The sequence below is a fragment of the Pseudomonas sp. GW458-11-26-14-LB4 genome, from assembly GCF_059423925.1.
The window spans coordinates 129,466-155,759 of the sequence record NZ_JBWKYU010000008.1; the positions used below are offsets into that span (position 1 = coordinate 129,466).

Sequence of the window (26,294 nt, forward strand, 5' to 3'; positions counted from 1 at the left end):
CTGAAGCTGGAACAATTTAATCGTCCATCCCTCTGCCGCTGAACAAGCGGTTGATCATCTCCATCGAGAATCCCCGGTACGCCAGGAATCGACCTTGTCTGGCGCGTTCCTTGGCATCGCCAGGAAGCTGTCCGGAGAACTTCCGTTGCCACGTGTCTGTTAGCTGTTCTTGCCAGTTGATACCGCTCTCGCGCAAGGCGAGTTCGATATCGGCGCGTTGCAAACCGCGCTGGCTCAGTTCTTCACGAATCCGCAGTGGGCCGTAACCGGAGCGGGCGCGATAGGAAACAAAGCTTTCAAGATAACGGGCTTCGGAAAGCAGCCCTTCTTCCGTCAAACGGTCGAGGGCTGTTTCGATCATCTCGGGGGGAGCGCCACGCTGACGCAGTTTGCGCGTCAGCTCAACTCGACCATGCTCGCGGCGTGCGAGCAGGTCCATGGCGGTTCGCCGCACCGCGACGAGGGTATCGAGTACGGCGGTTGTCATCGGTGCAATCAGATGTCAGCGTCAGCCAGGTCGTCTTCGGTCTCTTTGACCGCAGAAGCCTTGGAGTCGGCGATCACGGCTGGCGACAGCAGTTTGTCACGCAGTTGCTTCTCGAGCTTGGCCGCGACTTCCGGATTGTCCGCCAGGAACTTGGCCGAGTTGGCCTTGCCCTGACCGATCTTGGTGCCTTCGTAGGCATACCAGGCGCCGGACTTCTCGACGAAACCGTGCAGCACGCCCAGGTCGATCATCTCGCCGTTCAGGTAGATACCCTTGCCGTAGAGAATCTGGAACTCGGCCTGACGGAACGGCGAAGCGACCTTGTTCTTCACAACCTTGACGCGGGTTTCGCTGCCGACCACTTCGTCGCCTTCCTTCACCGCGCCGGTACGGCGGATGTCGAGACGAACCGAAGCGTAGAACTTCAGCGCGTTACCACCGGTGGTGGTTTCCGGGCTGCCGAACATCACGCCGATCTTCATGCGGATCTGGTTGATGAAGATCACCAGGCAGTTGGCGTTCTTGATGTTACCGGTGATTTTACGCAGCGCCTGGGACATCAGACGGGCTTGCAGGCCCACGTGCATGTCACCCATTTCGCCTTCGATTTCAGCCTTTGGCACCAGTGCGGCCACGGAGTCGACGATGATCACGTCAACGGCGTTGGAGCGCACCAGCATGTCGGTGATTTCCAGGGCCTGTTCGCCGGTGTCCGGCTGGGAAACCAGCAGGTCGTCGACGTTGACGCCCAGCTTGCCGGCGTACTCAGGGTCGAGGGCGTGCTCGGCGTCGACGAAGGCGCAGGTCGCACCGGCTTTTTGAGCCTGGGCGATCACGGACAGCGTCAGTGTGGTTTTACCGGAAGATTCAGGACCGTAGATTTCAACGATACGGCCTTTTGGCAGGCCGCCGATGCCGAGTGCGATGTCCAGACCCAGAGAGCCGGTGGAAATGGCCGGGATCGCCTGACGGTCCTGATCGCCCATACGCATTACGGCACCCTTGCCGAATTGACGTTCGATCTGACCCAGGGCCGCAGCCAAGGCTTTCTTCTTGTTGTCGTCCATTAAAGTCCTCACGTAATCAATAAGGCCTGACGGCCAACACCTGTATAAGTAGCCAGTATTATTCCACAGCGTTCACGGATCGCCTACCCCTGATTTTCGATTTCTCGTGCCGCTAGTCGCAGCAAGCCCTCTAGCGCGGCCTTCACCGTTTGTCGGCGGACTTCGTCGCGGTTGCCGGGGAAGTGCTGGACCTCGCTGGAAACCGTGTCGCCCACACCCCACGCCAGCCAGACGGTGCCCACCGGTTTGTTCGGCGAACCACCGTCCGGCCCGGCCACGCCGCTGACCGCCACGGCAAACCGCGCCAGGCTTTTTTCCCGGGCGCCGCGCACCATGGCCTCGACCACTTCGCGACTGACCGCGCCCACGGTGCCGAACAGCTCCATCGGTACATTCAGCTGCTGGGTTTTCTGGCGGTTGGAATAGGTCACGTAACCCGCCTCAAACCACGCCGAACTCCCCGGAATGCGGGTGATGGCTTCGGCAATCCCGCCACCGGTGCAGGACTCGGCCGTCGTGACGTGGGCATTGAGCAATTGCAGACGTCGGCCAAGTTCGGCCGCCAGTTGGGTGATTTCTTTCACGGCGCGCTCCGGATCGGATGGAATGGGTACCACCGTACACGAGCCGGTTGCGCTTTCAATACACAAGCTTATTCAAAATGTGCAGGCGCCAGCGCTCTGATATAGGCCTGACAGGCCTGCAAGGCAATCAGTCCGCGGTCGCCTTCGCCGGTGATGGCGACAATTCGTCGAGCATGCGCCGGGTCAAGTCGGGCGCGTACGGCTGCATGATCCACGCCGCCGGCGCCGGAGGTGGCTGGCACACCGCAGCCTTGGGCAGCGTCGCCTGCGTCGATGAGGACTGACAGGCGCAGATCAGCAGTGGCAAGACGATCGCGCAGGCGATCCTGATCACGTTGGGCATCGTTCAGTGCTCGATAATGGGTTTGTTCACTGGCCGTGAGCCGTTGCTCCAGGGCCAGGCGCTTGTCCTGCTCGGCCTGTTGCGCTGTGGCGGCGGTCAGAGTCAATTGATTGAGGGCTTCGGCATGCAGCCGGGCCTGCTCGGCCAGCCGCCCTTCGTAGCGCCAGTCCTGGACCTGCCAGGCCAGCGTCGCCAAACCACCGGCCAGCAGCAAAGCGCCGATGACACACCAGAACTTCAGACCGAAGGCTGGCATAACACCGCCCTCGCCCGCGCCCAGATGTCGAGGCGATCCTGCAAGCCGTTCAACCCGCCGTTGATCCGCCGGGTAATGCTGTTGAACTGATCCTGATCCGCCAGTTCGTTCAAGCCATTCTTCTCCCAGAACCACGCCGCGGACTCCGCCGCCCATTGCGGTTGTTCGAGCAACTCAGGCAAGGCCAGCAGGCGCTCGTCACCGAAAAGTCCGAGACTGCACTGACGATAATTGCTGCGCCCGGTGATCTGGATCAGCCCGCGCCCGCGATACTTCTGCCCGTCGCCGTCAGCCTCGGGCGTGTTGCCCAGGCGCAAGGCCAGCGTACCGGTGTCGTATTTGCTCAGGTACTGGTTGTTGCCCAGCTCACGTACGTACTGCAATTGCCCGGACTCGTGTCCGATCTGAGCGAGAAACGTAGCGATGCGTTTCGGTGTATCGATGCGATGGCGGGCCATGGCGTCGTTGAGCGGTGAAACAAAAACGCCCGCTTGGCGGCGGGCGTTGGGCATGATGTTGAGTAGGTTGTCTTCAGTAATTTGCATAATGCTCGGTCCTCCCTGGATGCTCCGATTGAACCATGGCTGCAGGCTGATGCCAGCCAGCCATTTTTTGCCAGAATTTTCAGGAGTACCGTCGTTCGCTCCCGTGACTGACAAATGGAAAGGCGAAACCGAAGTGATCCGCAGGCACGCACTGTGCTGCCTGCGGTACCCGGTTCAGTACTTGATGACGTAAAGCAGCGCGACGTTTCGTGGGCGTGCTTCATTGCCCCCGTCTGCAGCGATCGTCACCGCGTGGGTGTGATCACCCACAGCGTTGACCGTGATCGCGTGCGAGTGATCACCGGCCGCGTTGATATAGAGACCGTGCGCGTGATTACCGCCTGGAGCCGTGACGGCGGCATAGTCACCAGGGCCACTGCCCGTACCCTGACGGCCATAGGAAGTGTTGTTACCCGAAGCCAGAATGCCGTGCTGGTGATCCCCGGACTCATTGGTGATACCGGAGTGGGCGTGATTGCCGGCAACGGACGCCGAAGCACCGTGGGCATGCGCCCCTGCCGCCGCCGCCGAAGCGCCGTGGGTATGCGAAAGGTTCTGACCGGCCTGGGCACTGCCCAGAACTCGAGCATTATCGACCTTGCGACCATCGTCCCAGCCCCGCACGAACTCGCCGCGCAGATCCGGCAGGGCAAAAGTCGTGCTGCCATTACCGGCCCCGAATCGCGTGCCGATCGCCGCAAAGAGCGCCGCATATTGCGTGCGGGAAACAATGTCACCATTACATTTGAGCCATCCCTTGGGCGGCTCTGCCGTGGCTACGGTTTTGATATCACCAATGTCACTGCCGGTCTGTTTGACCATGCCGGTGCTCGCGATCATCACCCATACGCCACCGGCAATGGTGCTGTTCCACTGCACCCACACGTCGCCGGATGCCGTGATCTCCCCTTCCTGAACCGCGTTGTGGTCAACCCCGACAATCGGTTTGGCCGCCAGTCCGTTGGCCGAGAAGGTACTGGCACCGGTGTTGGCATTGAGGGCCTTGAAACGCAGCACCAACCCGTCCACCACATTGAGAACGACCGGCGCATAGTTGGCGCGATAGGCATTGGCTGTGCCCGTGTCCATCGCGTAATCGACCAGCCCGGTCTGATTGATCCTGCGCACAGCCAGCAACAGTTGCCCCAGATCGACTTCGTCGGGAGTCACACCGGCGCCCTTGATCACGCCCAGCAATTCATCGGTGACGGAGTTGCCCCAGATCGCCGGAATCAGCGAACCGGGCGTTCCCGCCACCGGGTTTTCATCGACAAACTTGCCATTGACCAGTCCAACGCTGGGCACACTCTTTGGATAATCCATTATTCATTCCTTAGTCATAATTGATCTGCACCTGCGTATGAGCCGGTGCGCTGCGGTGAATCAGGCATTCCAGGGCAGAGCCCGGGTTCATGCCAAAACGTTCGCCCCAGTAACTGGCGCCATAACGACGGCCCAGCGACAGGCGCCCACCGGTGTTGAGTACCCACATGAACTGCGCCTTCCAGGTCCCGAAATGCGCCTGACCAAACCTTGAGCGCCCCATGCGGGGTGCCCGAAGTTCGGTGACGGTGGCGTCCGGATAGCCCTGGCTGCGAGCGATCTGAATGAAATACGCGGCCGTCTGTCCGCCCACCGCCAGCAATCGCCGGCGTACGGCAAGGCGTCGATCGTCGTACAGGGGCGTAGCGCCAAGGCACGGATCCGGCAGGTTCATGACCCGTTCCCAGTCCGGCACCAGCTCGCTGACGCCAGCCGGATCCATCTCGTTCAGCAGGACGATGGCGCGCGCATCCAGTCGTGCCAGCTCCGCAGCGATGCCATCGAGCACCTGGCCCAGTTCCGGCAGACGCTCCAGTTCCCAGGCCGGACCACTGGGCAGCAGGCTGCGCAGTTGACTGCGGTATTGCTCGGCATTTCTCAGGACAGCCATTCGCAACCTCCAAAGGTCAGCAACTCGTTGCTGGCGGCTGTCACGTTGGCTTTTGGAGAGGTGAGCGAGTGGTCGGTCTCACCGGTCGCACTGCTGATGGCTTCGGAGATATGGCTGAGCAACAAGGTCTCCCCCAGCCCGGCTTCTCGGTTGTGCAAGTCACGCAGCTGACTTTCGATCGCTGCCCGCACTGCGCTGGTATCGGGGGTGATGCGCAGCTTGTAGCTGACCAACACTTGCACCGGGGCGAGCACCCGCACATCCGCCGTCACCGGCCGCAACTGTTCGATATAGGCCTGTACTTCAGCGAGCTGCTCGTCATTGGGGATGGGCTGCGCATCGTCGTCCCGCATGACGAATACGCCGACCGTGCCCGGCCCCAGGAAGTTGCCGCGACACCATGCCCGGGTGATCCCGGGGCACTCCAGCGCCCATGTCTCGTAGTCCTGGGCCGAACCGCCGTGAGGAATGAGGCGGTAGGAGCGGATCACCCGCGAACGCAGGGACTCCAGACTTTCCCGGGCGATGCCGCCCGTCAGCCCGGGTGCCAGGACGGTAAAGCTGTTACCGGCAATGCCCAGAATCGGTTGCACCGGCACCAGTGTCAGCCCGGCATCGGCATTGCCCTGGCTACCGGGATCCAGGGCCGCAATGGTCGTGCTGTTGACGCCGTTGCTGGTGGTGCGTGCGGCAGTGACCCGGTAAGTCCGGCCGTCATTCGATTGCAACAACGTATCGACATCCAATACCGCTCCGGCGCTGGCACTGAAGCTGACGCTGCCGGTGGCAACCTGCGCGGATTTGCGCGGCTGGTTCAGGCGCAGGGCGGCGATCCGTTCCAGGGTCGACTCATCGGCCGTGTCGGGCAGGATCTGCTCGGCGATCCAATCGAGATAGCCATACAGTCCATAGACCGCACCACCGAGGGTGCGGGCCAGGACTTGCGCATCGGACTGGCGCAGCGAATCGCCGGCCAGGTCGCTTTGGGTGCGCTTGATCAGCACCGGCAGCGAAGGGGTTTCAAACGGCATAGATCACCTGCCAACTGTTTTCAGGGTTGATGTCCAGACGCTCGCCGTCGGCCAGGGTCAGGACCGTGCGCAGGTTCAGGCGCTGGGCGTCGAGGCGTTCGCTGATGATGTCGATGGCGCTGCAATGGCCGTCGTCGATCAGCCATTGCAAGGCTTCACGGGCGTAGAACTCGGCGTCCATCTGTGTCTGGCGGGTCAGCTTGACCCGACGCAGCAGCCACAGCCGCGAACCGATGCGGTCATTGGCCACGGTGGGAAAAGTGTCGCCCCACCAGCCGTAACGTTCCTCGTCGTCGAGGGCATCGTCGTCGGCAGCGCGGCGCCAGGTAAAAAGGCTGATCAACACCGCGCGAGTCAGCGCGGCGTGCAGGTTTTGACTGATAAACATCACTGGCCTCCCGCCGGCGCACCGGTCTGGCCGCTACCGGCCTGCACGCCGACGTGCACGTGCTTGATCTGGCTGATGCCGCCGGCCACCTGATCGCCGGTGGACAAGATCTTGCCGGTCTGGTTGATCACCGGTGTGTCGAAGTTCACGGCCGTACTTGCGCGGATATTGAGCGTGGCGGTTTCGATGTCGATGATCCGCCCGCGCTTGAAGTGGATTTTGTCGCCCTCGTCGGTGTAGATCGCCACCTCGCCGGCCGCCAGCGATTGCAGGCGGTAACGACGGTCAGCGACCACCAGGGCGATGGCATGAGAGCGGTCACCGCCGAGAAACGTGACGACGCCTTCGGCACCGGCCAATGGATGGCTGGTGAAACCGTAGGGTTCGAAGTGCTCCACGTCGTCGTTCACTTCACCGGCGGTGAGGCGCATTTGCAGCGATTGCAGCTTGGAGGCCGAACTGGCGAGCACGACAGTGCCGCGCGCCAGCAGGCGTGTCAGTAGGCTCATAGGGTTTCCTTGGAGGGAGGTGCCGGCTCAGGCTTTTTTCGGTGGGATCGGATTGGCGTCGAAGGTATGCGGCGGCGCCACTTGCAGGGTGGTCACCGAGCCTTGCGCCGACAACGAGTACGTGACCTTGGAAATCAGCATGTCTTCATCGAACCCGAGTACCGGATCCTTGACCTTCACCAGCGTGTTGTGGCGCCACAGATCGCCGTTGGACTGGCGCCAGCCCTGCACCTGATAGGTGGTGGTCAGCGCCCGGCCCATGCGCGTGGCGCTTTCCCACTGGGCCCGTTGCTGGGCCAGTTCGAACGTGAGTTGCGAGCCTTCGTTGATGATGGTGGTGCGTCGACGCTTGAACGTCAGATCGGTCGCACTGGATTCAACCTCGCTGACCGCCGCCCCGCTCTTCTTGTCGTTGCCCTTTTGCTGGCCGATCACCCGGTATTCGGAGAACACCTGGCTGTAATCCATCGGCGCGTTGGCCGACAGGATGTTCTTGCCCAGCACCAGCGCATCGCTGGCGCGGCCGCCGCTGCCCGGTCTGGCCAGCACCAGTCGACCTTCGGCGTCATCGGTGGAAAACACCCGGTACAGCGAGAGCAGACGATCGATCGACTGAAACACCGTTTCACCCGGGACGATCGTGTGCTTGCTCAGGCGTGCAGTCTCGGGAATCTCGTTGACCACAAACTGCGTGTATTCCCCGGCCAGGGCCTGGACGATGTTCAACAGCGATTGATCCTGCCATTGGCCGGGGATGTTTCGCGCCGCACAATCCACCAGATCCTGGGTCTTGGAACTGCCCTCGACACTCAGGCTGATCTGCCGCCCGTCATAGCTGATCGGGGCTTTGAAGACGTATCCGGTGAGGACCAGATCCTTGCCGATCCTCACCTCGCACGGGTCGCCGGCCTTGATCCGCTGATCGACGGTCTGTCCCGGCCATTGCCAGGTGATATCGAGTTTGAAGGTGCGGAACTGGCGCTCCAGATCGGCGCTGATTTCCACGCTTTTCCAGCCGCCATATTCCATGTCGCCGACCGTCAGTGTGACGTGGTTGTCCATCTCGTCCATGGCTCACTCCCTGGAGACTTTCACATCGTTGGGTGAGAACACCGGATGAGCGATGCCGTTGCGCTGGGTCACTTCCGTGACCCGGGTCGCATCGGCAAATTGCTTGTAGGCCACGACCAGCGCCGGCAGGCTTTCCTGAAACGACTTGCTGACCAGTCGCACACCGGACGACGCCACAGCCTTGAGGTGCGCGATCAGCGCTTCCTTCACATCGCTGATGGCTTGATAGTGCGCGGGATCGGCCTTGTTCTGCGCCAGCTGGAGCGCCTCGACCAGCTCTTTTTGCAGCAGTTGCAGATCGTCGGTGACCGGCACTTCCTGGCGGGTGACCGGTTGAATCGCCTGTTGCGCCACCGTGGGCGTCGACGTCAGTTTCACCGGTGTCGAAGCCACCGGCATCGAGGCGACCCACTGCGCCACTTTCACGATCAGCGTGTCCTGCACCAGATCGGCCATGGCCTGCGCCGCTGCCGTGGTGTCCTTGCCGGTGGTGAGTTTCGGCGCATCGGCCTTGCGGATGGCTTCGATCTGTTGGGACACGTCGGCAATCACGCCACGATAGCCCTCCTTCGCAAACGCCTTCAGCTCCTTGATATCGCCCAACAGCCCCTTGAACTCCGCCGCCACTTCCTTGGGCAGTTCCTTGACGGCCTTGACCAGCTCGGTGATCTCTTTGTACTGCTCGATCAGTGGCTTGAGCTGTTCCTTGATCACGTCATAGACCCCGGTGAGGCTATTGCGCAGATTGGCGATGCCGATCCGCGCAGCCTTGATCAGGGTCATGGCCTGTTCGAAACGTGCCACCGCAGAACCCAGCAAGGTATCAGCCTTGGCCAGAAGCACCTTCTGCGTGCTGACGGTGGCGGTCGGAAACGGCAAAGGACGGTCGGGATAGAACTTCAGTGCGAAAGTCACCAGCCCGCCGTCCTGGCGGGTGTGGGTCATATCGCATTCGCCGACCTTGACCTGCAGGCGCCCCAGCCACGGATGCACCAGTTCGCCGCTGCCTTGCTCCAGCGCCTTGAGCAGCTTGTCGCGCTGCTCGAGGCAATCGGGGCCGACGATAAAAGCCGTCAGGTCGTGGGTCTTGGCCTGCTGGCCCAGGTCCTCGAAAAACGGCAGGTCGCGTTGCGGATATTCGTGTAATTGCCCGTTGCGGCCGACCGGGGTTTTCGCCTGATCGACCCAAAAACCGACCCCACGAAAGGACGCCGGCACCAAACGGTCACGCCAGTTCATTGGAACCTCCCATGGACAGCGAGCGATAGCCGATGCGCGAAGACAGCGCCAGGCCCGGCTGATTGGTTTGCGGTTGATCGGTACGCAGCCCGGCCGGCGCATTTTCGAAGCGCACCGTCAGGCCGCCTTCGAGTTGCGTGCGGCTGTTGGCGGCACTTTGCTGGATCAGGGCGCTGGAGGACTGTGGCAACGGACTGTTCAACCCGGCCGCCCCCGCAGGTGTCGCAGCGCTGCCGGTTACGGTTTCGAAGAATCCGGAGAAATGGCCACCCAGCAGTTCCTTGACCTGTCCGAAGATGCTCTGCAGCCTCGTCCACATATCACTGAACCAGACGATGACGGGCTCCCACTTCTGTTTGATCGAGTCCAGCGGAGACTGGCCGAAAAGGTCACCGAACACACCCTTCACCGATTGCGCATCCGTGGTCAACGATGCCCACAAACCGGAAAAGTAGCCTGTCACGCCACCCCAGGCCGCCGTTGCGGACTCCACAGGCAAGACGTCGAACACTCGGCGCAAGCTGTCCTGCAACGAGGCCATGGAAGCCCCAACGACATCCCGCAGCGCCGAGAACACATCAGTGACCGGCTGCCAGGCTTCGTTGATGGTCTGGATCGGCGACCAACTGAACCGCGCCTTGAGCGACTCCACACCCGCCCCTGCGCTGGCTACCACGCCGTTGTAAAAATCACCGACCACACCACTGGCAGTGGCCAGCGCCTGGCTCAGCACTTCACGGGGCGAAAACGAGAACGAGGCCTTGAGTTTTTCGATGCCGGTCGTTGCATTGGCGACCGCACTGTCCCAGAAATCACTGACGACCGTACTGGCGGTTTTCAGCGCCTTGTCCATCACCTCGCGAGGCGAGAAAGAGAACTTCGCACTGAGTGCTTCGATACCCGCCTTCGTCCTGGCGATCGTACTGTCAAAGAAGTCACTGATGACTGTACCGGCGGTTGCCAGCGCCTTGTCCATCACCTCGCGAGGCGAGAAAGAGAACTTCGTACTGAGTGCCTCGATACCCGCCGTCGCGCTCGCCACGGTCTCGTCGAAGAACTTCGTGACGGTGTCGACGCCAGCGGAGAACAGCTCACGCGTCTCATCCCACGTTTTGCCGATCGAGGCGCCCATCGAAGCCAGCCCCTCCTTCACCGCCGTGACTCCGCTATCGAAGGCTTCACGGGTGGAAGTCCACATTTTGCTGAAGACCCCGGAAATCGAAGACCAGTTGTTGGTGATCAGGCGCGCACCAATCACAATCAGCGCCACAGCCCCGGCGATGGCCGCAGCAACCAGGCCGATCGGTGAAGCCAGGATGCCCAGCACTGCGACGAGCCCCATTGCACCGACCGTCACCACCGTGAACGCCACCGCCGCGGCAGCCAGTCCCTCGACGAGGTACGGATTGTTCGCGAGGAACTGACCAATCGAGGTGATCACCGGCGTGATAGCGGTGACGATGCTGTTGACTGCCGGCAACAGCGCCTGACCGATCTTCAGCGATACCTTGTCCAGTGCCTTGTTGAACTTCTCAAGGTTGGCCGAGGTTTCTCCGTGCACAACCTTGGGCACTTTCAGCCCCTTGTTCGCCCGGACTTTCTTCGCCAGCGCATCCTGCGCTTCGATGGCCTTCTTGATGCCGTCTTGAAACGGCTTGAGCAGGCCACCTTCGGAAATGAATCCGGCGACATCCAGCGGCTCCAGGCCGCTGTCTTCCATGCTTTTCTTGAATGCTGCGACCTTGCCGCGCAGCCCCTTCATCTCGGCCTCCATTTTCTCGGCGCCCTTGAGCACCACGAGCATGTTGACCGTGACGGGGAAGTTCTGCGGGATCAGGCTCAATTGTGTATTAGCCATCACTGCACCTGCTGCATCGCATTGATCCGTTGCGCGTGCTCCAGCGATTCGCGAAGCACATCCAGTGGCCTGGCCATCATCTGTTCGGGGTCAACCTTCCAGAACCAGGCCAGGTCATAGGCGACCGAAATCAGGTCGGTGATGGTTCCGACGCCGCACTCATGAAAAAACCTGCAACGGCCCAGCTCAGCGCGTTGAGGTCAGCCAGGTCCAGCTGGTTGACCGACGACGGCGGAATGCCGGCGCACACGGCGATGTATTTGGCCGCCACGTCCATGTCGAGGCTGACCTCTTCGCTCTTGTCGATCTTGTACGGCAGCGCCTTGATCGCTCGCACCTCCTGCACCGTCGGACGGCGCAGGACGAGTTCGGTCAGGGGCTCGCCGTGAGCTTCGATCGCAACTTGAAGCTTCACGGCGCCGCTCATTGCCAGGTCCCCTTGATGCCTTCGAATTTCAGTTCGATGGTGGCGTCATCGCCTTTGGAGACTGGCTCTTCGACCAGGTAGGCACCGGCCAGTACGTAGACTTTGCCGTTGCTGAATTCGCAGGTGACGGTGATATCGGTGCCTTCGATCAGCTTCTTCAGCGGGAAGTCGGCGGTGTGCAGCGCGGTCACCTTGAACGACGGCGCGACGTCGGTTTCCTTGTAGAAACCCGGCACGACGGTTTCGCGTTTGACGGCCATCAGCGGGGCTTCGCAGCCGCCGTTGATAGTCAGTTGTGCACCGTCGACCTTGACGTAGCAGGTGCCTGCAATCAGTTGACCCATGGTGTTACTCCCTTCAAATAAAAAGCCCACGCAAGGTGGGCTGAAATCACAGTGTCAAACGCGCCGATCAGGCGACGTCGTCGTACTGCAGTCGGAACTGGTTGAGCAGTGCGAACACGCGCAGACCGTTGATGTAATCCGGCGGGAACAGCACGTTCACGCGGCTCGGGTCCTGCACGTCGCGCTCGACGATCAGGTGCTCGGCGAACAGCTCGGCGTTTTCCACGTGGCCTTCGAGTTCGAGCTTGGCGTACTGGGCGATCAGCTCACCGCGAATGGTTGCCGGCGTGACGATCGGCTGGCCGGCGCCGAAGCGGGTGCCGTCGGAGGCCAGTTTGTGGCGACCGTATTTGCTGGTGATCACGCTTTGCAGACGACGCACGATGAACGCCGACTGGTGCATGGTTTCGCTGTCCAGGTATGAGTTGTCGGCCTGGCCGTAGGCGTTCTTCTGGTAGGTGGTGATCGAGCGCTGGATGCGCACGTAGCCGCCTTCGTAGTACGCGGTGGCGATGCCGTAGTTGAGCAGCGACTGACGCTCGGTCAGGGTGAAGCGCTCGCTGGCAGGGGCCGGGTCAACACCCGGCAGGCTGCCGCTCTGGGTCGGACGGCTGGCGTCGGCGGAAATGAACACGGCGGTGCGCGCAGTCAATGCGGCGGCTTGCACCCAGACCGGTTGCGGAACGCCCTGCTCCAGCGCCTGAATGGTCACATGCTGGTCGTTGCGCGCCTGACCGGCTGCCACCAGAGTGCCGACGGTGCCGCGCTTGGCGCTGTACACATGACCGAACAGTTGCTTGGCCCACGACCAGCGACCGGTGCTGTCGTCCATCACCGCTTGCCAGGTGTTGAGGGTGGCCAGGTCGGACCATGGCAGAGCGATAAACTCGAAAGGCTCGTCACCCAGCGCAGCAACCGCTGCCACCTGATCCGGCACGCCGACGCCACCGATCATCGGCGTGATCGCGGTGACCAGGCCGGCCGGCGTTTCTTCGCCGTTGCTCTTGCCCAGGCGATTGAATTGCAGACTGATGTCGTTACCGCTGTCGCCAGTCCATTTGGCGTTGAGCGTTACGACACCCTCTGCGACGGTCGCGCTCACCGGCAGATCGGCGGTGGCGTTGACCTTCTGCGCCAGCGAAGTGGCCGCTTGTGCGGCGGTGGCGCCGTTGGCGATAGTGGCCTGTACGCGGACGCCGCCGACATACAGGTTGAGCACGCCAGCCTGGGTCGCGGTGCCGGTCAGGGTCACGACGCCTTTGGCGATGGCGCCGGTAGCGTTGTGCAGCGGCAGGCACCAGATCTCGCCGATCGGGTCAGCCTTGCGGAAGGTTTCGTACATGGACGCGAGCATCGAGCCCTGGCCGCCAATGCTCTTGGCCAGCGCCACGCTGGAAACCAGCACCAGTTTGCCGACTTCGCCCGGAGCGATGTCGTCGTTGACCTGCGCCACGATCAGGCGACGCATGGACGAGGTCGCGCTATTGGCGGCCGAGTTGTCCATTTCGGCATAGAACAGCGGTACACGAATGTCCGCAGGGATGTTGCTGAATCCGATCGCCATTATTTGGCTCCCTTTTGTTTAGCTGTTGCGGTTTTGAGGGTGATATCGCCGTCGGCCAGACGCCGGCGCCACCAGGCGCTGTCCAGCACTTCACGGCCTTCCAGTGGCAGCAGGTCGCCTGCTTCCGGGTCCGGCACGGCACGGCCGGCAGCCGGCACTACGGTGATGCGGTTGCTCATGGGATTACGTCTCCAGAGAAAGTCAGTTCCACGCGCCCGTCAGGGCCCGGGCGTTTCAGGTTGGGGTCGGCCGGGTCGATCGCATCAACCCGCACAGTGGCCCCGGTAAAGGACGACAAACCGTCCAGTTCGCGTTCGTGCCAGCTCTCCGCAGGCTGACTTGGCAGATTGCGGCCCAGCTGGAACTCGGCAAAAAAGCGCAGCCGGTAGAACGCGCGGCTGCTGTTGATCGAGACCGTTTCGCCGCCGTCGTAAACGATGGCGCTGTAGTTGGAATCGGGTTTGAACCCCACCAGCGCACGCCACAGTTCGGCGCGCAGGTCGTGCAACAGATCCAGCGCTTTTGTGGCGTCCGTGGCATCCAGTGCCAGGATGATTTCGAAGCGGTCGCGGATCGGCTGGCTGAGGGAGTTCTGTGCGGTGCTGGCGCTGGCTACGTCAGCCAGCGGTAAAACATGGGCCGAGGGCATCGGCAGATTCGGGTCGCCTTGCAGAAGCACCAGGTCGACACCTGTCGCGATATGGCCGGCAAGGCTTGGGCATTGCGCACGCAGCTGCGTGAGGATCGGGGAGATCTTCATGGGGAGCGTTCCAGGATGTGTGAGTGGCCACAGTGAGGTGTGTGGCGGTGAGATCGGGGGATCAGTCCCTGGCTTTTGCCTCGGGATCCCGGCCGTTTGCTTCGATCAGACAGCGATAGCTTTCCTCGCGCTTGCCGCTGGCCGTGACCTTTTCAATCGACCAGCGCCCGCGCATGAAATCCGGCCAGGTATCGTCGAGCACCAGCAGACCTTCGGCCGCCAGCAACGGATCGCCCGGACAGGTGACCTTCAGCTTGTATTTCTCGCGCAGCATCTTGCGCACTTCGGCCTCGCCGATGGCTTTGGCTTCTTCTTCGCTGGCCAGTCTCTGGCGGATGACCTTGTAGGGTTCGGAACCGGTGACCACTTCGCGCAGTTTGCCGAGCGCACTGTCCCAAAAGGAGGTTTTGCAACCCTGATTCTGGGTTCGGGCGGTTTCTTCCAGCGTGGCGCTGATGAAGGCGTGATCGCCCGGTCGATTGTTATGGGTGACCGACAGCCTGACGTCCGGTATGACCTGTCCCGACAGGTTTTTCAGTTGCGCCGGTTTCGCCAGCACGTAGAGGTCGTTGAACGGCTTGGCCACCGCGTCGTACTTTTTCGCCAGGCGTGTGATGAAGCCCATGTCGGTTTCGTTCGACTGGTCGACATGGGCGATCCTGATCAGCGCCAGCTCGGGGTCGACGCGCGGCGAGAATCCGTGTCTCGAGACCAGCTCGCGAAACAGTCCGCCAAGGGTTGTAGGGCCATGACTGGCCGTGCGCCGTTCCTTGAATCCGGTGTCGTCCTTGCCGCTGAAAGGCGCGGCGGTCGCGACCAGCGTCAGGCGCAGCGGGAACAGCGTCGGCGTCAGTCGGGTCACCTTGAACTGGCCCTTTTCCACCAGTCCGGTCTCCAGATAACCCACCCGCAGGCCGATGGTTCCGCCCAGGCTCGGCAAGCCTTCGAGGCCTTCCAAGTCGAGCACCAGCGTCAGTTGATCGGACTCCATGCCGGCGGCATCGATGTGTTCCCAACTGATCAGGCGCTGGTTCAGCAGGTCCTTGTGGGCGCCGTAGATTTCGATCGCCGGCGTAAATCCCTGTGCCATGCAGCCTCCTTAATCCCAAGCCAGAACCGGTTTGATTGCAGCCGGTTTCGAGTCGAGCTCCGGCAGCGTCACCCAGACACCTGCCGGCAGTATCGGGCCGTGCTCGGCCAGGGTCGGGCTGAGTGTCCACAGGGCTTCTTCGGCGCTGTCATCGCTGCGACCGGTTTCGCGGTACAGCAAAAGATTCACCGAGTCACCGGCCACGCTTCGTACCTTACGCATTGTTGAACTCCGACAATCCGATGACCCACTTGATCACCATCGCGGTGCCGTCATCGATGACCTCGCTCTGGTTTTCGTCGATGCTGTTGATCCGCCACAAACCCCAGTTGCGGCCGATGCCGTCAATCAACGGCAGCGGTACTCGCAACGCTTGCAGCGCACGCAGCTCATCGAGCCGCTCCATCGCCACGGCGTACATCGAGGTGCCGGAGATGGTCAGGGATTCGGGCTTCTGTCCTGTCTGGTGGGATCTGGGTTTGCTGTTGAGAATCTGCAGGTCAGTCCAGCCGCCATCGGACTTTCGCGCCAGCGTGCTGTACGCAAAATCCCGGGACAGTCCGAAGATGAAACTGCCCAGTGCCATTTGTTGTTTCATGTGGCGACTCCATCGGTCAGGGCTGCGTCACGTCGTGTGGCGAGCGGATTGGTCGGCATGATCTGGCCCAACTGGCTCATCGTTGTCTGCACCACCAGATTGGCCAGTGCCTGGGCGCTGCCCTGATCCTGACCGTTGATGTGGATGGTGGAGTTGAACGTGACAGGCTGGCTCGCGGCTGTAGAGGCTGTGGTGGCAAGCGCCGCGGGGATCGTGGAGGTCGCCGAGGTCGCGATCAGGTCTTTACTGACCTGTGCAGGAGTGCCGAGACGATCGACTTGTTTCCCTAGCTTGTCGCCCAGGGAATCACCGATGGCCCCGCCCGTCATGCTCCCCAGCCAGCCGCCGACCATGGTGCCCACACCCGGCAGAATCAACGTACCCAGTGCAGCACCGACAGCGGCACCGGCAGACGACCCCGCTAACGATGCACCCGACGACACGACGGCACGCTTATCGCCCTTCATGACGCCGGTGACCATTTCGTATCCGGCGCTGAGCAACCGCAGCGGCGGTGCCCGTCTGGCAAGCAGTCTGCCTGCCCTGGCGTAAGAACCGGACAGTGGAGCGGCCGGTGCAGAACTGACGGCTGATGAGCCTGCAAATGCCGTCATGGTTCCCGGTATGGGCGTGCCGGACATGAGGGGCAAAACGGGTCGAGTCGGCGGCGCGAGCGGTGCCGACGGTGCACTGATCCGTGGTGCCCGAGGGGTCACCCGACCGATTTTTTCACGTCCGACTCGAGCCCTGATGCTTGACTGGCGAGGCTTGAGCTTGCCGCCTGTCCCGCCACCCAGCGGTTTGCAGCAGCAACAGTCATGGCCCGCGCTATTTCCGGCGGACGTTTTCTTCGCTTTCGGGTCTTCAATATCGGCAATCAGACCGCCAAGACCGAACGGCAATTTTGAAGCGACGCCCTTGAGCAGTTTGTCGGTGAAATTGCCGAATGCCTTGGCCATCACCGCGACTACGATGGCCGACAGTCCAGCGCCCGCAAGGGCCAATGCCGTCGAGGTCTTGGGATGGGCTTCAGCCATATCGGCCACGCCATTGGTCATATTCGTCAGCGAGTCCAGCGTGCCGGTCGCATCCGGCGCCAACGCCGTGATCAGACGATTGAGACTGGCATCGAACGCGTTCCAGCTTCGCTGCGGGTCTTTGCCCGCAGGCTCGGCGCTGCGTTCAATCGCGCCGCTGTAAGCCGGTGTCAGTGGATCATTGGGCTTGAGCAATGAAATCGGCGTCTGTGCTTCACCGGGCTTGCCCATCCATTGACGCACGCCTCCTTCACCCTTGAATGGCGATGCGAGGCTGCTCTGGGCCGCTTGCGAGGACACAAGCGTCGACGTTCCTTCCAGTCTGGCCGGAGCGACCAGCGCAAATGCTTTTTGCAGGTCTTCAGGTTTCGCCAGCAGTTTGCGTACACCGTCGTCGCCACTGAAAAGTGTCTTGACCAGCGCCGCTTGCTGCTCTGCCGGTTGTTGCTTCAATGTCGCCAACGCTTTGACAAGGTTGTCCGCTACGTTTTCGGTCAGCTTGCCGGGATCAAGCCCCAACGCCTTCCACGCCGACTGCTCGGCCGCCGAGCCTTGGGTGCCTTTGCCCAGGGCTGCGCTGATGCTTTTCACCGCTGCCCCGGCCCCGGCCTTGTCGACGTCAGCGTTGAGCAACGCGGCTGACAGCGCCGCCAACTGCTCGGGCAGAATCCCCGCTGCAACGGCCGACTCGCCGGATTGCTGCACGACCGAACCGATATCGGCAGCCGTCGCATTCAGTCCGCTGTTGCCCAGTTGCTGAGTCGCATCGGCCAGCAGTTGACCTTGAGCGCGATCCAGTTTCATCGAAACTTGCCAGGCCGACAGCATTTCACCGGCCGACTTCAGGCTGATGCCGAACGCCGACGCATTGACCGCTGCATCCTGGGCAAAGTCCAGCAGCACTTGTTCCTTGTCGGCGCCCTTGAGACCGGCGCCAATCCCGGATCTGCCAGCCGCGACCTCGACCTGCACCAGATCCACGACCGTCGCCCCACTGCCGGCAACCCGTTTGTCGGTGGCCAGTTTGAGGTTGGCTTTCGACAGCGTGTCGAGGTCGCCACTCAGGCCTTGAACCTGCTTGAGCTGGGCCATGGCGGTTTCCAGGGCCATGTCCGATTGCAGGTAGGCCGGCGGCGAGCGTTGTTCAATCTCAGCCTTGAGCTTTGACTTGCTCTCGCCGCCTGCCGCCGGCGCGGCAGTTACAACTGGCACCTTGAACGATGCCATGGCCGTGTTCAGCCCCAGGACAACGGCGCCGAGTTTGATCTGTTCACGCACCAGACTGCGGATGTCCAGGCTGGCCGTGAGCAGCGCCTCTTTCAGTTCGGACAGTGGTTTGATCAGGCTGTCCGTGGCCGATCCCCCTGCCGACAAACCGGAACCTGCGCCGCCGGTTTGCGCGGCGTACATCAGCGAAAACGATGTGTCTGCCATGCCGCTCTACTCCTGTTTCACGCCAAGGCGAGTGATCGCTATGTCGTAGCGGCGCAACGCCTTTTCGGCGTCCCACTCCAGAATTTCCGCCTCACTTACCGGGTAAATGAGCGGCACGATATCGAGGATTACTTCGATGTCGCGTTCTGAAAGAAGGCCGCCGGCTGGTTTAAAAAATCGTCGATGCGCACCTGCAATTGCGTCCAGTCCGGCACGCTCAACAGGGCCAGATCGGGGATCATCAGGCCGGTGCAATGGGCGGTGATGAACTCGGCGCGTTCCTTGGCCGTTTTCAGTTTCTTCATCACTTTGGTGGCCCGCAGCGCCGGCATTTCCAGACTCAGCGAAGTCACGGTGCGGCCGGTGACGGCGAGCGGCAACAGCAGTTGCACCTGATCGGGATCATCGGACTGTTCCGCGTCTTCGACCTGGTCGAGAAAGAACGACGCCGGACGGGTCGAGAATTCGTGCACGTACTGCGCGATGGTCACGTAGTCCGGGCGCTTGAGCTGGTCGAGTTCCTTGACCGACAAGCCGGTGGCCAGCAGCGCCAGTTCGAAGAACTGGTCGTCTTCATCGTCGCCTGCGCGTTCCAGCGCTTCTTTCTGGGCGGCGTAGAACAGCGGCTTGAGCTGGATCGATTCGATCTGCGAGCCGTCGTCACCGGTGATCGGCGACAGCAGGTCATGCTTGGGTGGCATCCACGACATGAAAGGAATTCCTTGGGTGTTCTTGAAGATTCCTGTGGGCATGAACGCCCACAGGTTTTGTGCCTGATCTGCCGAAAGGCTTACGGCATCAGTACCGCACGACGGGCATCACCGAGGATGTCGACGCCGTTGAGGACGAACTTCTGGGTACGCACGTCGATGTCGATCACCGGCACGCCGTTTTCCAGGCGGTTGTAGGTGCGGCAGGAAAACTCAAGCGTCGTCAGGGCTTTGCCACCCATTTTGATTGCTTCTTCACCCATGGTTTTGAGCTTGCCGCCAATGGTGTGATAGGTGAACCAGGTGTTGCCGTCCTGATCCTGACCGGCTTCACGCACGTTCAGCAGAATGTCGTCGCCCAGTTTCACTCCCATCGCCAGCAGCACTTCAGCGCCGGTGCCTTGCAGCTTGAGCGTGGCATTCAGCGCCTTGGCGCTCTTGGCCATTTCCTCGACGATGAAGCGACCGCCCGTCATGCTTTCCATGTCGAAATCGATTTTCGGCGGAGTGAATTCCTCCACGGTCGCCGACAGCGGCAGGCCTTGCAGGGTGGCCGCGATGGCCTGTCTTACGCGGTTGGTAAACATTAGAGAACGTCCTCCAGGAACTGCTCGATGATTTCATCGCGGGCGTTGAGTTGATAAACCATGTGTTCGTTCGGCGCGTAGCGGCCGTAGTCGATGACCACGTACCAGGTGCCGTTCTTGTACTTCTCGACGCTGTTGAGTTCCGGGTGCAGATACACGCTGCCGCCGGGAATGGTTTCGTCGGCGACCAGGGTTTGCAGCCAGTCGTTGATGCGTTTGACTTCCTGATCCATGAACGACTTGGTCAGGTTCTTGGCCATGGCTTTCTGGCCGGCTTTCACCAGCTTGCGGCTGATGGCGTCTTCGAGACCGACGTAGCTGATGAACTTGCCGGTGATCGAGCGGTTGCCCAGCAGCGAGAAGCCGCCAAGGATGGTGCGGGCGTAGTAGCTGACGCCGTAGCGGTTGAGCAGATCGCCTTCGGTGGAGGTGTCGAGGATGTTGTATTCCACGACCCGCGACACGTCTTCGGCGTAGGTCACCTGGTTGCCCGCGCTCTCCCATTGCTTGACCTTGGCCAGCGCGGCAATCGCCAGACTGGATGGCGCGAGGAACACGTTTTTCTTCGCGGCTTTCGAGTACACGGCCGGCATGTTGTGCACCACCAGGCAACGGTCGAAACCCAGATCCGCACCGCCCAGTTCCTGGCTGTACAGCACTTGGTCGGCGACCGAGACGTCCTTGCCATCCAGCACCACACGGGCCTTGATGCGCTTGCCGAACGAGGCGAACTCGCTGGCCACAGCCTTGGTGCCGGTGAAACCCGGCGCGCCGATGATGGTCAGGTCTTCCGGGACGCTTCCCAATGCGGCCAGACCAAGCTTGCGGCCGGTGGCCGGTTCAACACCGCCGATCACGGCGTTGACGGTATCGGCCGGGGTCGCGCCCGCTTCGACGATCACTACATATACCGGCACCTTGACCACTTTGAGGATCTGGTAAACGGCGTGGTACAGGGTGCCCTCTTCCGAGCCAGTCGGATCGAGCAGCGCGTGGGTGGTGAAGCTGTTGATGCGAAACGGTGCGTTGCGCGGAATCAGCGGATCGGCTTTCGGCGCGGTGCCGACCAGACCGATGACGTTGTCGCCCAGGCCACCCATGGCCTCGGGGGATTCGGTGGCATTGACGGTAATGCCGTTGTGCTCGAAGTTCAGAACCTCAGCCATAGTCAGTCAGCCTTCTTGGCAGCGGCCTTCACGGCCTTGGTGGTAGGTGTTTTCAGCTCCAGTCGACCGGCGCTGTGCAATGCGCTGGCTTCGACGTCGAGCAGATCGAGTTCCTGGCCGACGCTCGACCAGTGCCCACCGCCGGTGGGGAATGGGACGAGCACGGTGTAGGTTTGGCGGGTTGCCATTTTTCGTTTCTCCATAAACGGGAAAGCCCCTCGTTGGGAGGGGCTTGGCGGGTGTTGAATGAATTGGGCGTCAAAGAAAACGCCCCGGGGTGCGGGGCGTTTATCAGGTTTGGTCAGTTAGCCAGTCAGGTGCTACCGGGCGATGTTCAAGCGTTGGAAAGAGCGCGCCTTGAGGCCAAGTACGCAACTCCTGGCGATAGGCTTGGAGTTCTGCATATCGCTCAGCGGTGAACGTAGTTGCTCCGCCGGCCTCCAGTTCGTCGCGCTGGCGTGCAACGACTCCATCGGTCTTTAACAATTGTGCATTACGCCATACTCGCTCAAGCTCAGCCAATTGTTCAGCTTGAAGGGGTGGCCGTTCAATCAACGCAGGAGGATATGTATCAAAACTGATACTCAGAAACTGTGACTGACCGTTCAAAAGCTCAGCATGTAGTTCGCGCGATATTTCGATGGCATCCGACGGCAGATCGCCACCCAAATCAGAATCGTGAAAAAGACCGGTTTCCTTGCTGCAATAAATCATGTTTCACCTCTTTAAATTCCGAACGCAAGTACTCGAACTGCCGATGAACTGAATGCGTAGTTCGACTGCAAAATCACCTGCCCTCGACCATTTGCCATACCCGCAACAACCGGCGCTCCATCAGGGGCATAAATTGTGCTGTCGGTGAGCGATACCGTGCAGCCAAAGTTCATGTTCGGGAAAGCAGTCGGCAAATTAAAAGGTGTTGAAAGTGCCGCCTTTGAAAAATTTGCTGTCATCCACTGAATGATCAAACCGGAGGGCAGTCGCTGATAGCCGTTCGCTGACAGCAACGCAGAGAACTCATTCGAGTACTTCAGCGAAGAAACTCCTTCCTCAACGACATAATTGTTATCGCCGCAAGTAACGACAAGATTGGAACCGCTCTGAATCGTAATGCTTGTAAGCGTTTTAGCGAGCGCTACGATGGTGTCATTGCCCTGACGATTCAGTGTCACGTCAGCCGCTCCGATGTTGAGAATGTAGAACTTAGTCCCAACAGGGCTGGCTACCAATGGAGGCAATGTCACGGCTCCCGGCCCGGTAATAACGATTCTGCGCCCGGCCATGGCCGGAGTCAGCGAAGCCGGCAGAGTCACGATATTCGTCTGACCGCTGAAATTTCCTGCCGCACGCTGAACGAACTCAGTGGTGGCAAGTGCCTTGCTCGTGTCGAACTGTGGCTGAGTGGTGAATACCGGAGCGCTCATAACACTTGAATAGCGGACAGCGACGCTTCCACCTATCAAACGCCATTGTCCGTTTAACCTGATGAACTCTGCCGTATCCCCCAGACCAAGAACAATTGGCCCAACGACCCCGGTCGACGTATTCAGGGTGTCTCCACCAGCGTTTGCGGAAATCGTTACAGCCCCGGTACCAGCGCTGACTATTGTGATGATCGCAGTTGCGGTAGCGGGAACCGACGAGGTCGGCGGGAGGGTGCAATTGATCGGACCGGCATTCGAAAGACTGACCAGTCCACCAATGTCAGCCAGCGTCACGACGTAACTGGTTCCAACCGACTTGAACGACGAGTATTGCAATCCCTGGCGCCGCACAAACTCCGCGTTGACCAGCAACTGACTACCATCGAATTGCGCCGGTGTCGGACAAGTCGGCACACCCTCAAACGCGGGCGACATCAAACGAGCAAAACCCGCCGTCACGTCCTGGAACGTCAATGGGGTTGTATCAAGTACTATCGGGCCATCTGTTATCAGCTGCCAGATCGTATCAGCGAGGGTTGCCCCTGCTTCCACCGTAACCTCTAGATTAGGCGTTACCTTCGCACTGGTATCGGCATCTTTCGCCCGAATCCAGGCACCGTTTGCCGCAATGTAAATTCCGTTGTCTTTTGCTTGCGTCTGGTTTTTAACGAGCACGCGATCGCCTGAAATGACAGCAACCGCGTCAATCATTTGGGCGCCGCTCAAAACAATATTTGCCTTGGTTGCGACCCGTACCGACTGTTTTTTGTCGAGCTTAGCCAGTTCATCCGCCACGTAACCAGCCACCCACGCCCGAGTGGCCTTGACCACCGTGTCATCGATCAGCAGCGTCACCAGCGAGGCATTGCTGGTCTCGAAAATCGAGCGGATGTAGAACTCTTTGCCCGAGCCCGAGGTGGCCAATACCGGCTTGAACGACTCCGGGTATTTGACGATGGCGTAGAGAATGCCGGTGTCGGTCCACAGCCCGGCTTCACGCACATACCAGCCGCCGACGTCCGGCGGGATGGTGACTTCGGCGAGCAGCCAGCTCGGATTCTTCTCGTCCTGGAACAGCGCATTGAGCGGACCGCGCCAGACTTCGCGTTTAAGCGCAGTAGCCGTCGCGGCCGGGTTGTAGACCGCGCCGCCGCCGTCGCCGACGGAAATCTGCGTCAGCTTGATCGGTACGCCCGCCGCCTTGCAGGCAGTTTCGTAGGCAATCCCTGCGTTGGTGAGCAGGGTGTAATAGTCAGCCATTCAGGCCCCCTGAGGATAAATAGTGGATGTTTCGACGGTGTACATGCCTGCGCCCAAGAACGCCTCTCCCGAGGTTTCGAGCCCTTCAATGAACACCGGATAGACCGTGGTCAACTCACCGCAGAAGGTCGCAGCGCCAATGACGTGATTGCCAAAGGCGCTGAGGCCGACCGACACCGACAGCACGTCCCGCTCGCTCTTGGCATCGGCCAGGCGTCGGTCGAGACGGGCGTCGATGGCTTCGCTGTAGGGTTGTTCGGTGAAGGCCCGCACGGAAAAGCTGTAAGGCTCGCCGGGCGGTGTCTGTTCGTACCAGGCGCGGATTTCCGGCCTGAGCTGCAAACCCTTGGCGGCGTTCTCCAGTGCCTTGCGAGTGCCGGCCTGGCGCGCGGTGGGCCAGGCCAGTTCGACGGTCAGGCGCTTTTCCGCTTCCGGTGCGTCGGTGCTCCATTCGGCAACACCACGATCTGCCGCGAGATACGGCAGGAAGGCGACGGGAGTTGAAGCCGGATTCATCAGTTCGGGAAACGGCGGCGCGACGCGATCAAGTAGTGCGCCGAAGCCGATGTCGAGGGCCCGTTCCAGCGCCGAGCTGTTGGCTGGCAGCAGGGTCGGACGCGGTGTCTGATCGGTCATAGCGTCTGCACCTCGACTTCGACCGCCGTGCAGTACGGCGCTTGAAATGCGCTGCAGACGATGGGCGTCAGCGGTTCAAGAATCTGCAATTGCACGGCGCCGGCGCTGTGCAGCGTGTAGTCGATCCAGCTCGGATCGACCCGGCCCTCCAGGCGATGGCAGCTGTCGGCGTAGGCCTGCAGGTGTTGCTGCGCGGCGACCTTGGTCAGGCCCGAATCCGGACCGGAATTGATCTTCGCCACGACGCGGATTTTGTAGCGCTGAATCTCTGCGCCTTTGACCGTGACCTTGTCGGTTTCCGGACAGACGTCGGGCCGGGAAAAGTGTTGGCGCACGCCTTCAAGCAAGGTCGGGGACGGCGTACCGTCGCCCTCGCGGGCAAGCACGGTGACTTGCACTTCGCCAGGCGCCGTGCGGCGACCGTTGCCGTCCTTGACCTGCGCGGCGAGTCCGTCCCGGGCGAAGGTATAAGTGACGTTCACGACACCGGCATCGGTGGATTCGACTTTTACCGTCGGACGTTCGCCCAAGGTGAACACCTCGCGGCGGTATTGCATCCGCGAACCCGCCGCCGGAGCGTGGGGCGCCAGGTAATAACGCAGCCGCGCGTCGTCGTCGCTTTCGTAAATCGCTGGCACTGGCGGGAACGCCGCCGGATCGCCCGGGTCGAGCAACTGCCGCTCCAGGCCCATGTCAGCCAACCGCGCATCAAGGTTGCTGCCCGTTGCCCACCACGCCAGCATCTGCTTGATCCGGGCGTTGTATTTGCGTTCATGGGTTTGCAACCGAACGCAGAAAGCCTCAAGCGCCAGTGTCAGCAGTTCGCTTTCGTTCTCCAGGCTGGCCTTGAGTTTGGCCGCGCTCTGCGGCGAACGCGCGCCGACATACTCGACGACGAACGTCTTGAACTCGGCGAGCAAGTCTTCGAAAACGTCGACGGTGATCAGCGACGGTTCGGCCAACTGGTTCTGGCCAGGGATCAACATGCTCATGTCACGACCTCGAAAGTCTGTTGGCGGTTTTTCCAGGTGCCGGCAAATCGCAACAGCAAACCCGCGCCCTGTCGGGTGGCGACGATCACGCCGGGCTGAAAATCGCTGATGCCGTTTTGCGGGTTGTAGAACGCTTGAGCTGCGTGGCTCTGGGCGAGCAACAGGATGTCGTCGCCCAGGTTTTGCCCTAGCAGCGTGGGTATCAACGAACCATAAAGGGGCCTTTTTTGCCGGGTGCCCAGCGGCGTGGTCAGGGCTCGTGTCGCGCGCTGCACGAATTGCAGCCAGTCGTCGACCGTGGCCCCGCTGTCTCTATCGATTCCGATCATGGGAGGCTCTTGATTCAGGGGCTGATGACGCGACCCTGGTGATCCACCAGCGGGCCACTGAAGTGCACGCCAGAGGCGTCGATGGTCAGCCCGACAGCACCCAGTTGCAGGTTGATCAACTGGGGCGTCATCGCCAGCCGCGCCGGGCCGATGCTCAGCTCAAGCGATTCGCGAGAACCGTTGAAAGCTGCCGGACCGTTTTGCCAGTGCAGGGTGTGCGTGGCGTCGTCGTAGCCGCTTTCGCTGCCGTCCTGATGGACGCGACGAGTCAACGTCGGCACCGTCGAGGTAGGCGGAAAGCGGTCGCTGTTCAGGCCGAACAACGCCACGCTCTGCGCACCGCTTTCGCCACTGCCGTAGTTGAACAGCAGACACTGTTCGCCCTCCGTCGGGATCCGCGACTCGCTCTGCGCGCCGGCGCTGGGGTTGAAGAATTTGATGGCCGGGGTGAGCAAACCACCGTGACTGACCCGGCAGGTGTTGCTCGCGGCATCCACTTCCTGACAGATGCCGATGCGGCAATAACTCTCGGCACGCCGGTGCAGGTCTTCAATCTCCGCTTCCATTTCCGCCAGGCGCTCGATGATCGGTGCCATGTGCATTCGCAGTAATGCGTCGAACATCG

32 protein-coding genes are annotated in these 26,294 nt (G+C 61.2%); all 32 read right to left on the reverse strand.

The window, feature by feature from the left end; translation table 11 throughout:
* Positions 1-16: 16 nt before the first annotated feature.
* Positions 17-487 (reverse strand): recombination regulator RecX, encoded by a 471-nt coding sequence (recX, locus tag AC07XZ_RS12850; RefSeq protein ID WP_039771298.1) that lies wholly within the window; start codon positions 485-487, stop codon positions 17-19.
* A gap of 8 nt (positions 488-495) precedes the next feature.
* On the reverse strand, positions 496-1,554 hold the full coding sequence (gene recA / locus AC07XZ_RS12855) for a recombinase RecA (RefSeq protein ID WP_003222269.1): 1,059 nt from the start codon (positions 1,552-1,554) through the stop codon (positions 496-498).
* 83 nt (positions 1,555-1,637) lie between these two features.
* Complete coding sequence (locus AC07XZ_RS12860) at positions 1,638-2,138, reverse strand: CinA family protein (RefSeq protein WP_102686580.1); 501 nt, start codon at positions 2,136-2,138, stop codon at positions 1,638-1,640.
* A 68-nt stretch (positions 2,139-2,206) separates the two neighbouring features.
* Positions 2,207-2,737, reverse strand: a complete 531-nt coding sequence (locus AC07XZ_RS12865; protein ID WP_102686579.1) for a lysis system i-spanin subunit Rz — start codon at positions 2,735-2,737, stop codon at positions 2,207-2,209.
* Positions 2,719-3,282, reverse strand: a complete 564-nt coding sequence (locus tag AC07XZ_RS12870; protein ID WP_085748151.1) for a glycoside hydrolase family 19 protein — start codon at positions 3,280-3,282, stop codon at positions 2,719-2,721. The genes AC07XZ_RS12865 and AC07XZ_RS12870 overlap by 19 nt, the downstream gene beginning before the upstream one ends.
* 174 nt (positions 3,283-3,456) lie before the next feature.
* Complete coding sequence (locus tag AC07XZ_RS12875) at positions 3,457-4,605, reverse strand: tail fiber protein (RefSeq protein ID WP_085748150.1); 1,149 nt, start codon at positions 4,603-4,605, stop codon at positions 3,457-3,459.
* A gap of 10 nt (positions 4,606-4,615) precedes the next feature.
* On the reverse strand, positions 4,616-5,215 hold the full coding sequence (locus AC07XZ_RS12880) for a YmfQ family protein (protein ID WP_085748149.1): 600 nt from the start codon (positions 5,213-5,215) through the stop codon (positions 4,616-4,618).
* Positions 5,203-6,246 (reverse strand): baseplate J/gp47 family protein, encoded by a 1,044-nt coding sequence (locus tag AC07XZ_RS12885; protein WP_102686578.1) that lies wholly within the window; start codon positions 6,244-6,246, stop codon positions 5,203-5,205. Before AC07XZ_RS12885 ends, AC07XZ_RS12880 begins: the two co-directional genes overlap by 13 nt.
* Positions 6,236-6,634 (reverse strand): phage GP46 family protein, encoded by a 399-nt coding sequence (locus AC07XZ_RS12890; protein WP_085748147.1) that lies wholly within the window; start codon positions 6,632-6,634, stop codon positions 6,236-6,238. Before AC07XZ_RS12890 ends, AC07XZ_RS12885 begins: the two co-directional genes overlap by 11 nt.
* Positions 6,634-7,143 carry a phage baseplate assembly protein V gene (locus tag AC07XZ_RS12895; protein WP_102686577.1) on the reverse strand — a complete coding sequence of 170 codons (510 nt, stop codon included), beginning with the start codon at positions 7,141-7,143 and terminating at the stop codon, positions 6,634-6,636. The genes AC07XZ_RS12890 and AC07XZ_RS12895 overlap by 1 nt, the downstream gene beginning before the upstream one ends.
* 27 nt (positions 7,144-7,170) lie before the next feature.
* Positions 7,171-8,214 carry a phage baseplate assembly protein gene (locus tag AC07XZ_RS12900; protein WP_102686576.1) on the reverse strand — a complete coding sequence of 348 codons (1,044 nt, stop codon included), beginning with the start codon at positions 8,212-8,214 and terminating at the stop codon, positions 7,171-7,173.
* A 3-nt stretch (positions 8,215-8,217) separates the two neighbouring features.
* Positions 8,218-9,453, reverse strand: coding sequence for a DNA circularization protein (locus AC07XZ_RS12905; protein WP_102686575.1), 1,236 nt, complete (start codon positions 9,451-9,453; stop codon positions 8,218-8,220).
* Positions 9,440-11,311 (reverse strand): phage tail tape measure protein, encoded by a 1,872-nt coding sequence (locus tag AC07XZ_RS12910; RefSeq protein WP_102686574.1) that lies wholly within the window; start codon positions 11,309-11,311, stop codon positions 9,440-9,442. Before AC07XZ_RS12910 ends, AC07XZ_RS12905 begins: the two co-directional genes overlap by 14 nt.
* 130 nt (positions 11,312-11,441) lie before the next feature.
* Positions 11,442-11,738 (reverse strand): phage tail assembly protein, encoded by a 297-nt coding sequence (locus tag AC07XZ_RS12915; protein ID WP_085748142.1) that lies wholly within the window; start codon positions 11,736-11,738, stop codon positions 11,442-11,444.
* Positions 11,735-12,082 (reverse strand): phage tail tube protein, encoded by a 348-nt coding sequence (locus AC07XZ_RS12920; RefSeq protein WP_085697365.1) that lies wholly within the window; start codon positions 12,080-12,082, stop codon positions 11,735-11,737. Before AC07XZ_RS12920 ends, AC07XZ_RS12915 begins: the two co-directional genes overlap by 4 nt.
* Positions 12,083-12,149: 67 nt before the next feature.
* On the reverse strand, positions 12,150-13,646 hold the full coding sequence (locus AC07XZ_RS12925) for a phage tail sheath subtilisin-like domain-containing protein (RefSeq protein ID WP_085748141.1): 1,497 nt from the start codon (positions 13,644-13,646) through the stop codon (positions 12,150-12,152).
* The gene (locus AC07XZ_RS12930) at positions 13,646-13,825 is read right to left on the reverse strand and encodes a DUF2635 domain-containing protein (RefSeq protein ID WP_007954893.1); all 180 of its coding nucleotides are present in this window, start codon (positions 13,823-13,825) and stop codon (positions 13,646-13,648) included. Before AC07XZ_RS12930 ends, AC07XZ_RS12925 begins: the two co-directional genes overlap by 1 nt.
* Positions 13,822-14,406, reverse strand: a complete 585-nt coding sequence (locus AC07XZ_RS12935) for a phage tail terminator protein (protein ID WP_085748140.1) — start codon at positions 14,404-14,406, stop codon at positions 13,822-13,824. Before AC07XZ_RS12935 ends, AC07XZ_RS12930 begins: the two co-directional genes overlap by 4 nt.
* A 61-nt stretch (positions 14,407-14,467) precedes the next feature.
* Positions 14,468-15,496 carry a phage tail protein gene (locus AC07XZ_RS12940; RefSeq protein ID WP_085748139.1) on the reverse strand — a complete coding sequence of 343 codons (1,029 nt, stop codon included), beginning with the start codon at positions 15,494-15,496 and terminating at the stop codon, positions 14,468-14,470.
* A gap of 9 nt (positions 15,497-15,505) precedes the next feature.
* Positions 15,506-15,718, reverse strand: a complete 213-nt coding sequence (locus AC07XZ_RS12945; protein WP_085748138.1) for a tail protein X — start codon at positions 15,716-15,718, stop codon at positions 15,506-15,508.
* Complete coding sequence (locus tag AC07XZ_RS12950; protein ID WP_102686573.1) at positions 15,711-16,094, reverse strand: phage tail protein; 384 nt, start codon at positions 16,092-16,094, stop codon at positions 15,711-15,713. The genes AC07XZ_RS12945 and AC07XZ_RS12950 overlap by 8 nt, the downstream gene beginning before the upstream one ends.
* Positions 16,091-18,565 carry a phage tail tape measure protein gene (locus AC07XZ_RS12955; protein WP_102686572.1) on the reverse strand — a complete coding sequence of 825 codons (2,475 nt, stop codon included), beginning with the start codon at positions 18,563-18,565 and terminating at the stop codon, positions 16,091-16,093. The genes AC07XZ_RS12950 and AC07XZ_RS12955 overlap by 4 nt, the downstream gene beginning before the upstream one ends.
* Positions 18,566-18,693: 128 nt before the next feature.
* Entirely contained in the window at positions 18,694-19,275 is a 582-nt protein-coding gene (locus AC07XZ_RS12960; RefSeq protein WP_102686571.1) for a phage tail assembly protein, read from the reverse strand.
* Positions 19,276-19,355: 80 nt separating this feature from the next.
* Positions 19,356-19,862: a phage major tail tube protein gene (locus AC07XZ_RS12965; RefSeq protein ID WP_102686570.1), complete on the reverse strand. Its 507-nt coding sequence runs from the start codon at positions 19,860-19,862 to the stop codon at positions 19,356-19,358.
* Positions 19,862-21,028 carry a phage tail sheath protein gene (locus AC07XZ_RS12970; protein WP_102686569.1) on the reverse strand — a complete coding sequence of 389 codons (1,167 nt, stop codon included), beginning with the start codon at positions 21,026-21,028 and terminating at the stop codon, positions 19,862-19,864. Before AC07XZ_RS12970 ends, AC07XZ_RS12965 begins: the two co-directional genes overlap by 1 nt.
* A 2-nt stretch (positions 21,029-21,030) precedes the next feature.
* Entirely contained in the window at positions 21,031-21,216 is a 186-nt protein-coding gene (locus AC07XZ_RS12975) for a hypothetical protein (RefSeq protein ID WP_039771239.1), read from the reverse strand.
* 103 nt (positions 21,217-21,319) lie between these two features.
* Positions 21,320-21,742, reverse strand: coding sequence for a phage tail assembly chaperone (locus AC07XZ_RS12980; RefSeq protein ID WP_102686568.1), 423 nt, complete (start codon positions 21,740-21,742; stop codon positions 21,320-21,322).
* 11 nt (positions 21,743-21,753) lie between these two features.
* On the reverse strand, positions 21,754-23,712 hold the full coding sequence (locus AC07XZ_RS12985; RefSeq protein ID WP_085748133.1) for a phage tail protein: 1,959 nt from the start codon (positions 23,710-23,712) through the stop codon (positions 21,754-21,756).
* Positions 23,713-24,348 carry a phage tail protein I gene (locus tag AC07XZ_RS12990; protein ID WP_102686567.1) on the reverse strand — a complete coding sequence of 212 codons (636 nt, stop codon included), beginning with the start codon at positions 24,346-24,348 and terminating at the stop codon, positions 23,713-23,715.
* Positions 24,345-25,340: a baseplate J/gp47 family protein gene (locus AC07XZ_RS12995; RefSeq protein WP_102686566.1), complete on the reverse strand. Its 996-nt coding sequence runs from the start codon at positions 25,338-25,340 to the stop codon at positions 24,345-24,347. Before AC07XZ_RS12995 ends, AC07XZ_RS12990 begins: the two co-directional genes overlap by 4 nt.
* Positions 25,337-25,669 carry a phage baseplate protein gene (locus tag AC07XZ_RS13000; protein WP_085683341.1) on the reverse strand — a complete coding sequence of 111 codons (333 nt, stop codon included), beginning with the start codon at positions 25,667-25,669 and terminating at the stop codon, positions 25,337-25,339. The genes AC07XZ_RS12995 and AC07XZ_RS13000 overlap by 4 nt, the downstream gene beginning before the upstream one ends.
* 14 nt (positions 25,670-25,683) lie before the next feature.
* Entirely contained in the window at positions 25,684-26,292 is a 609-nt protein-coding gene (locus AC07XZ_RS13005; RefSeq protein ID WP_102686565.1) for a phage baseplate assembly protein V, read from the reverse strand.
* Positions 26,293-26,294: the final 2 nt, after the last annotated feature.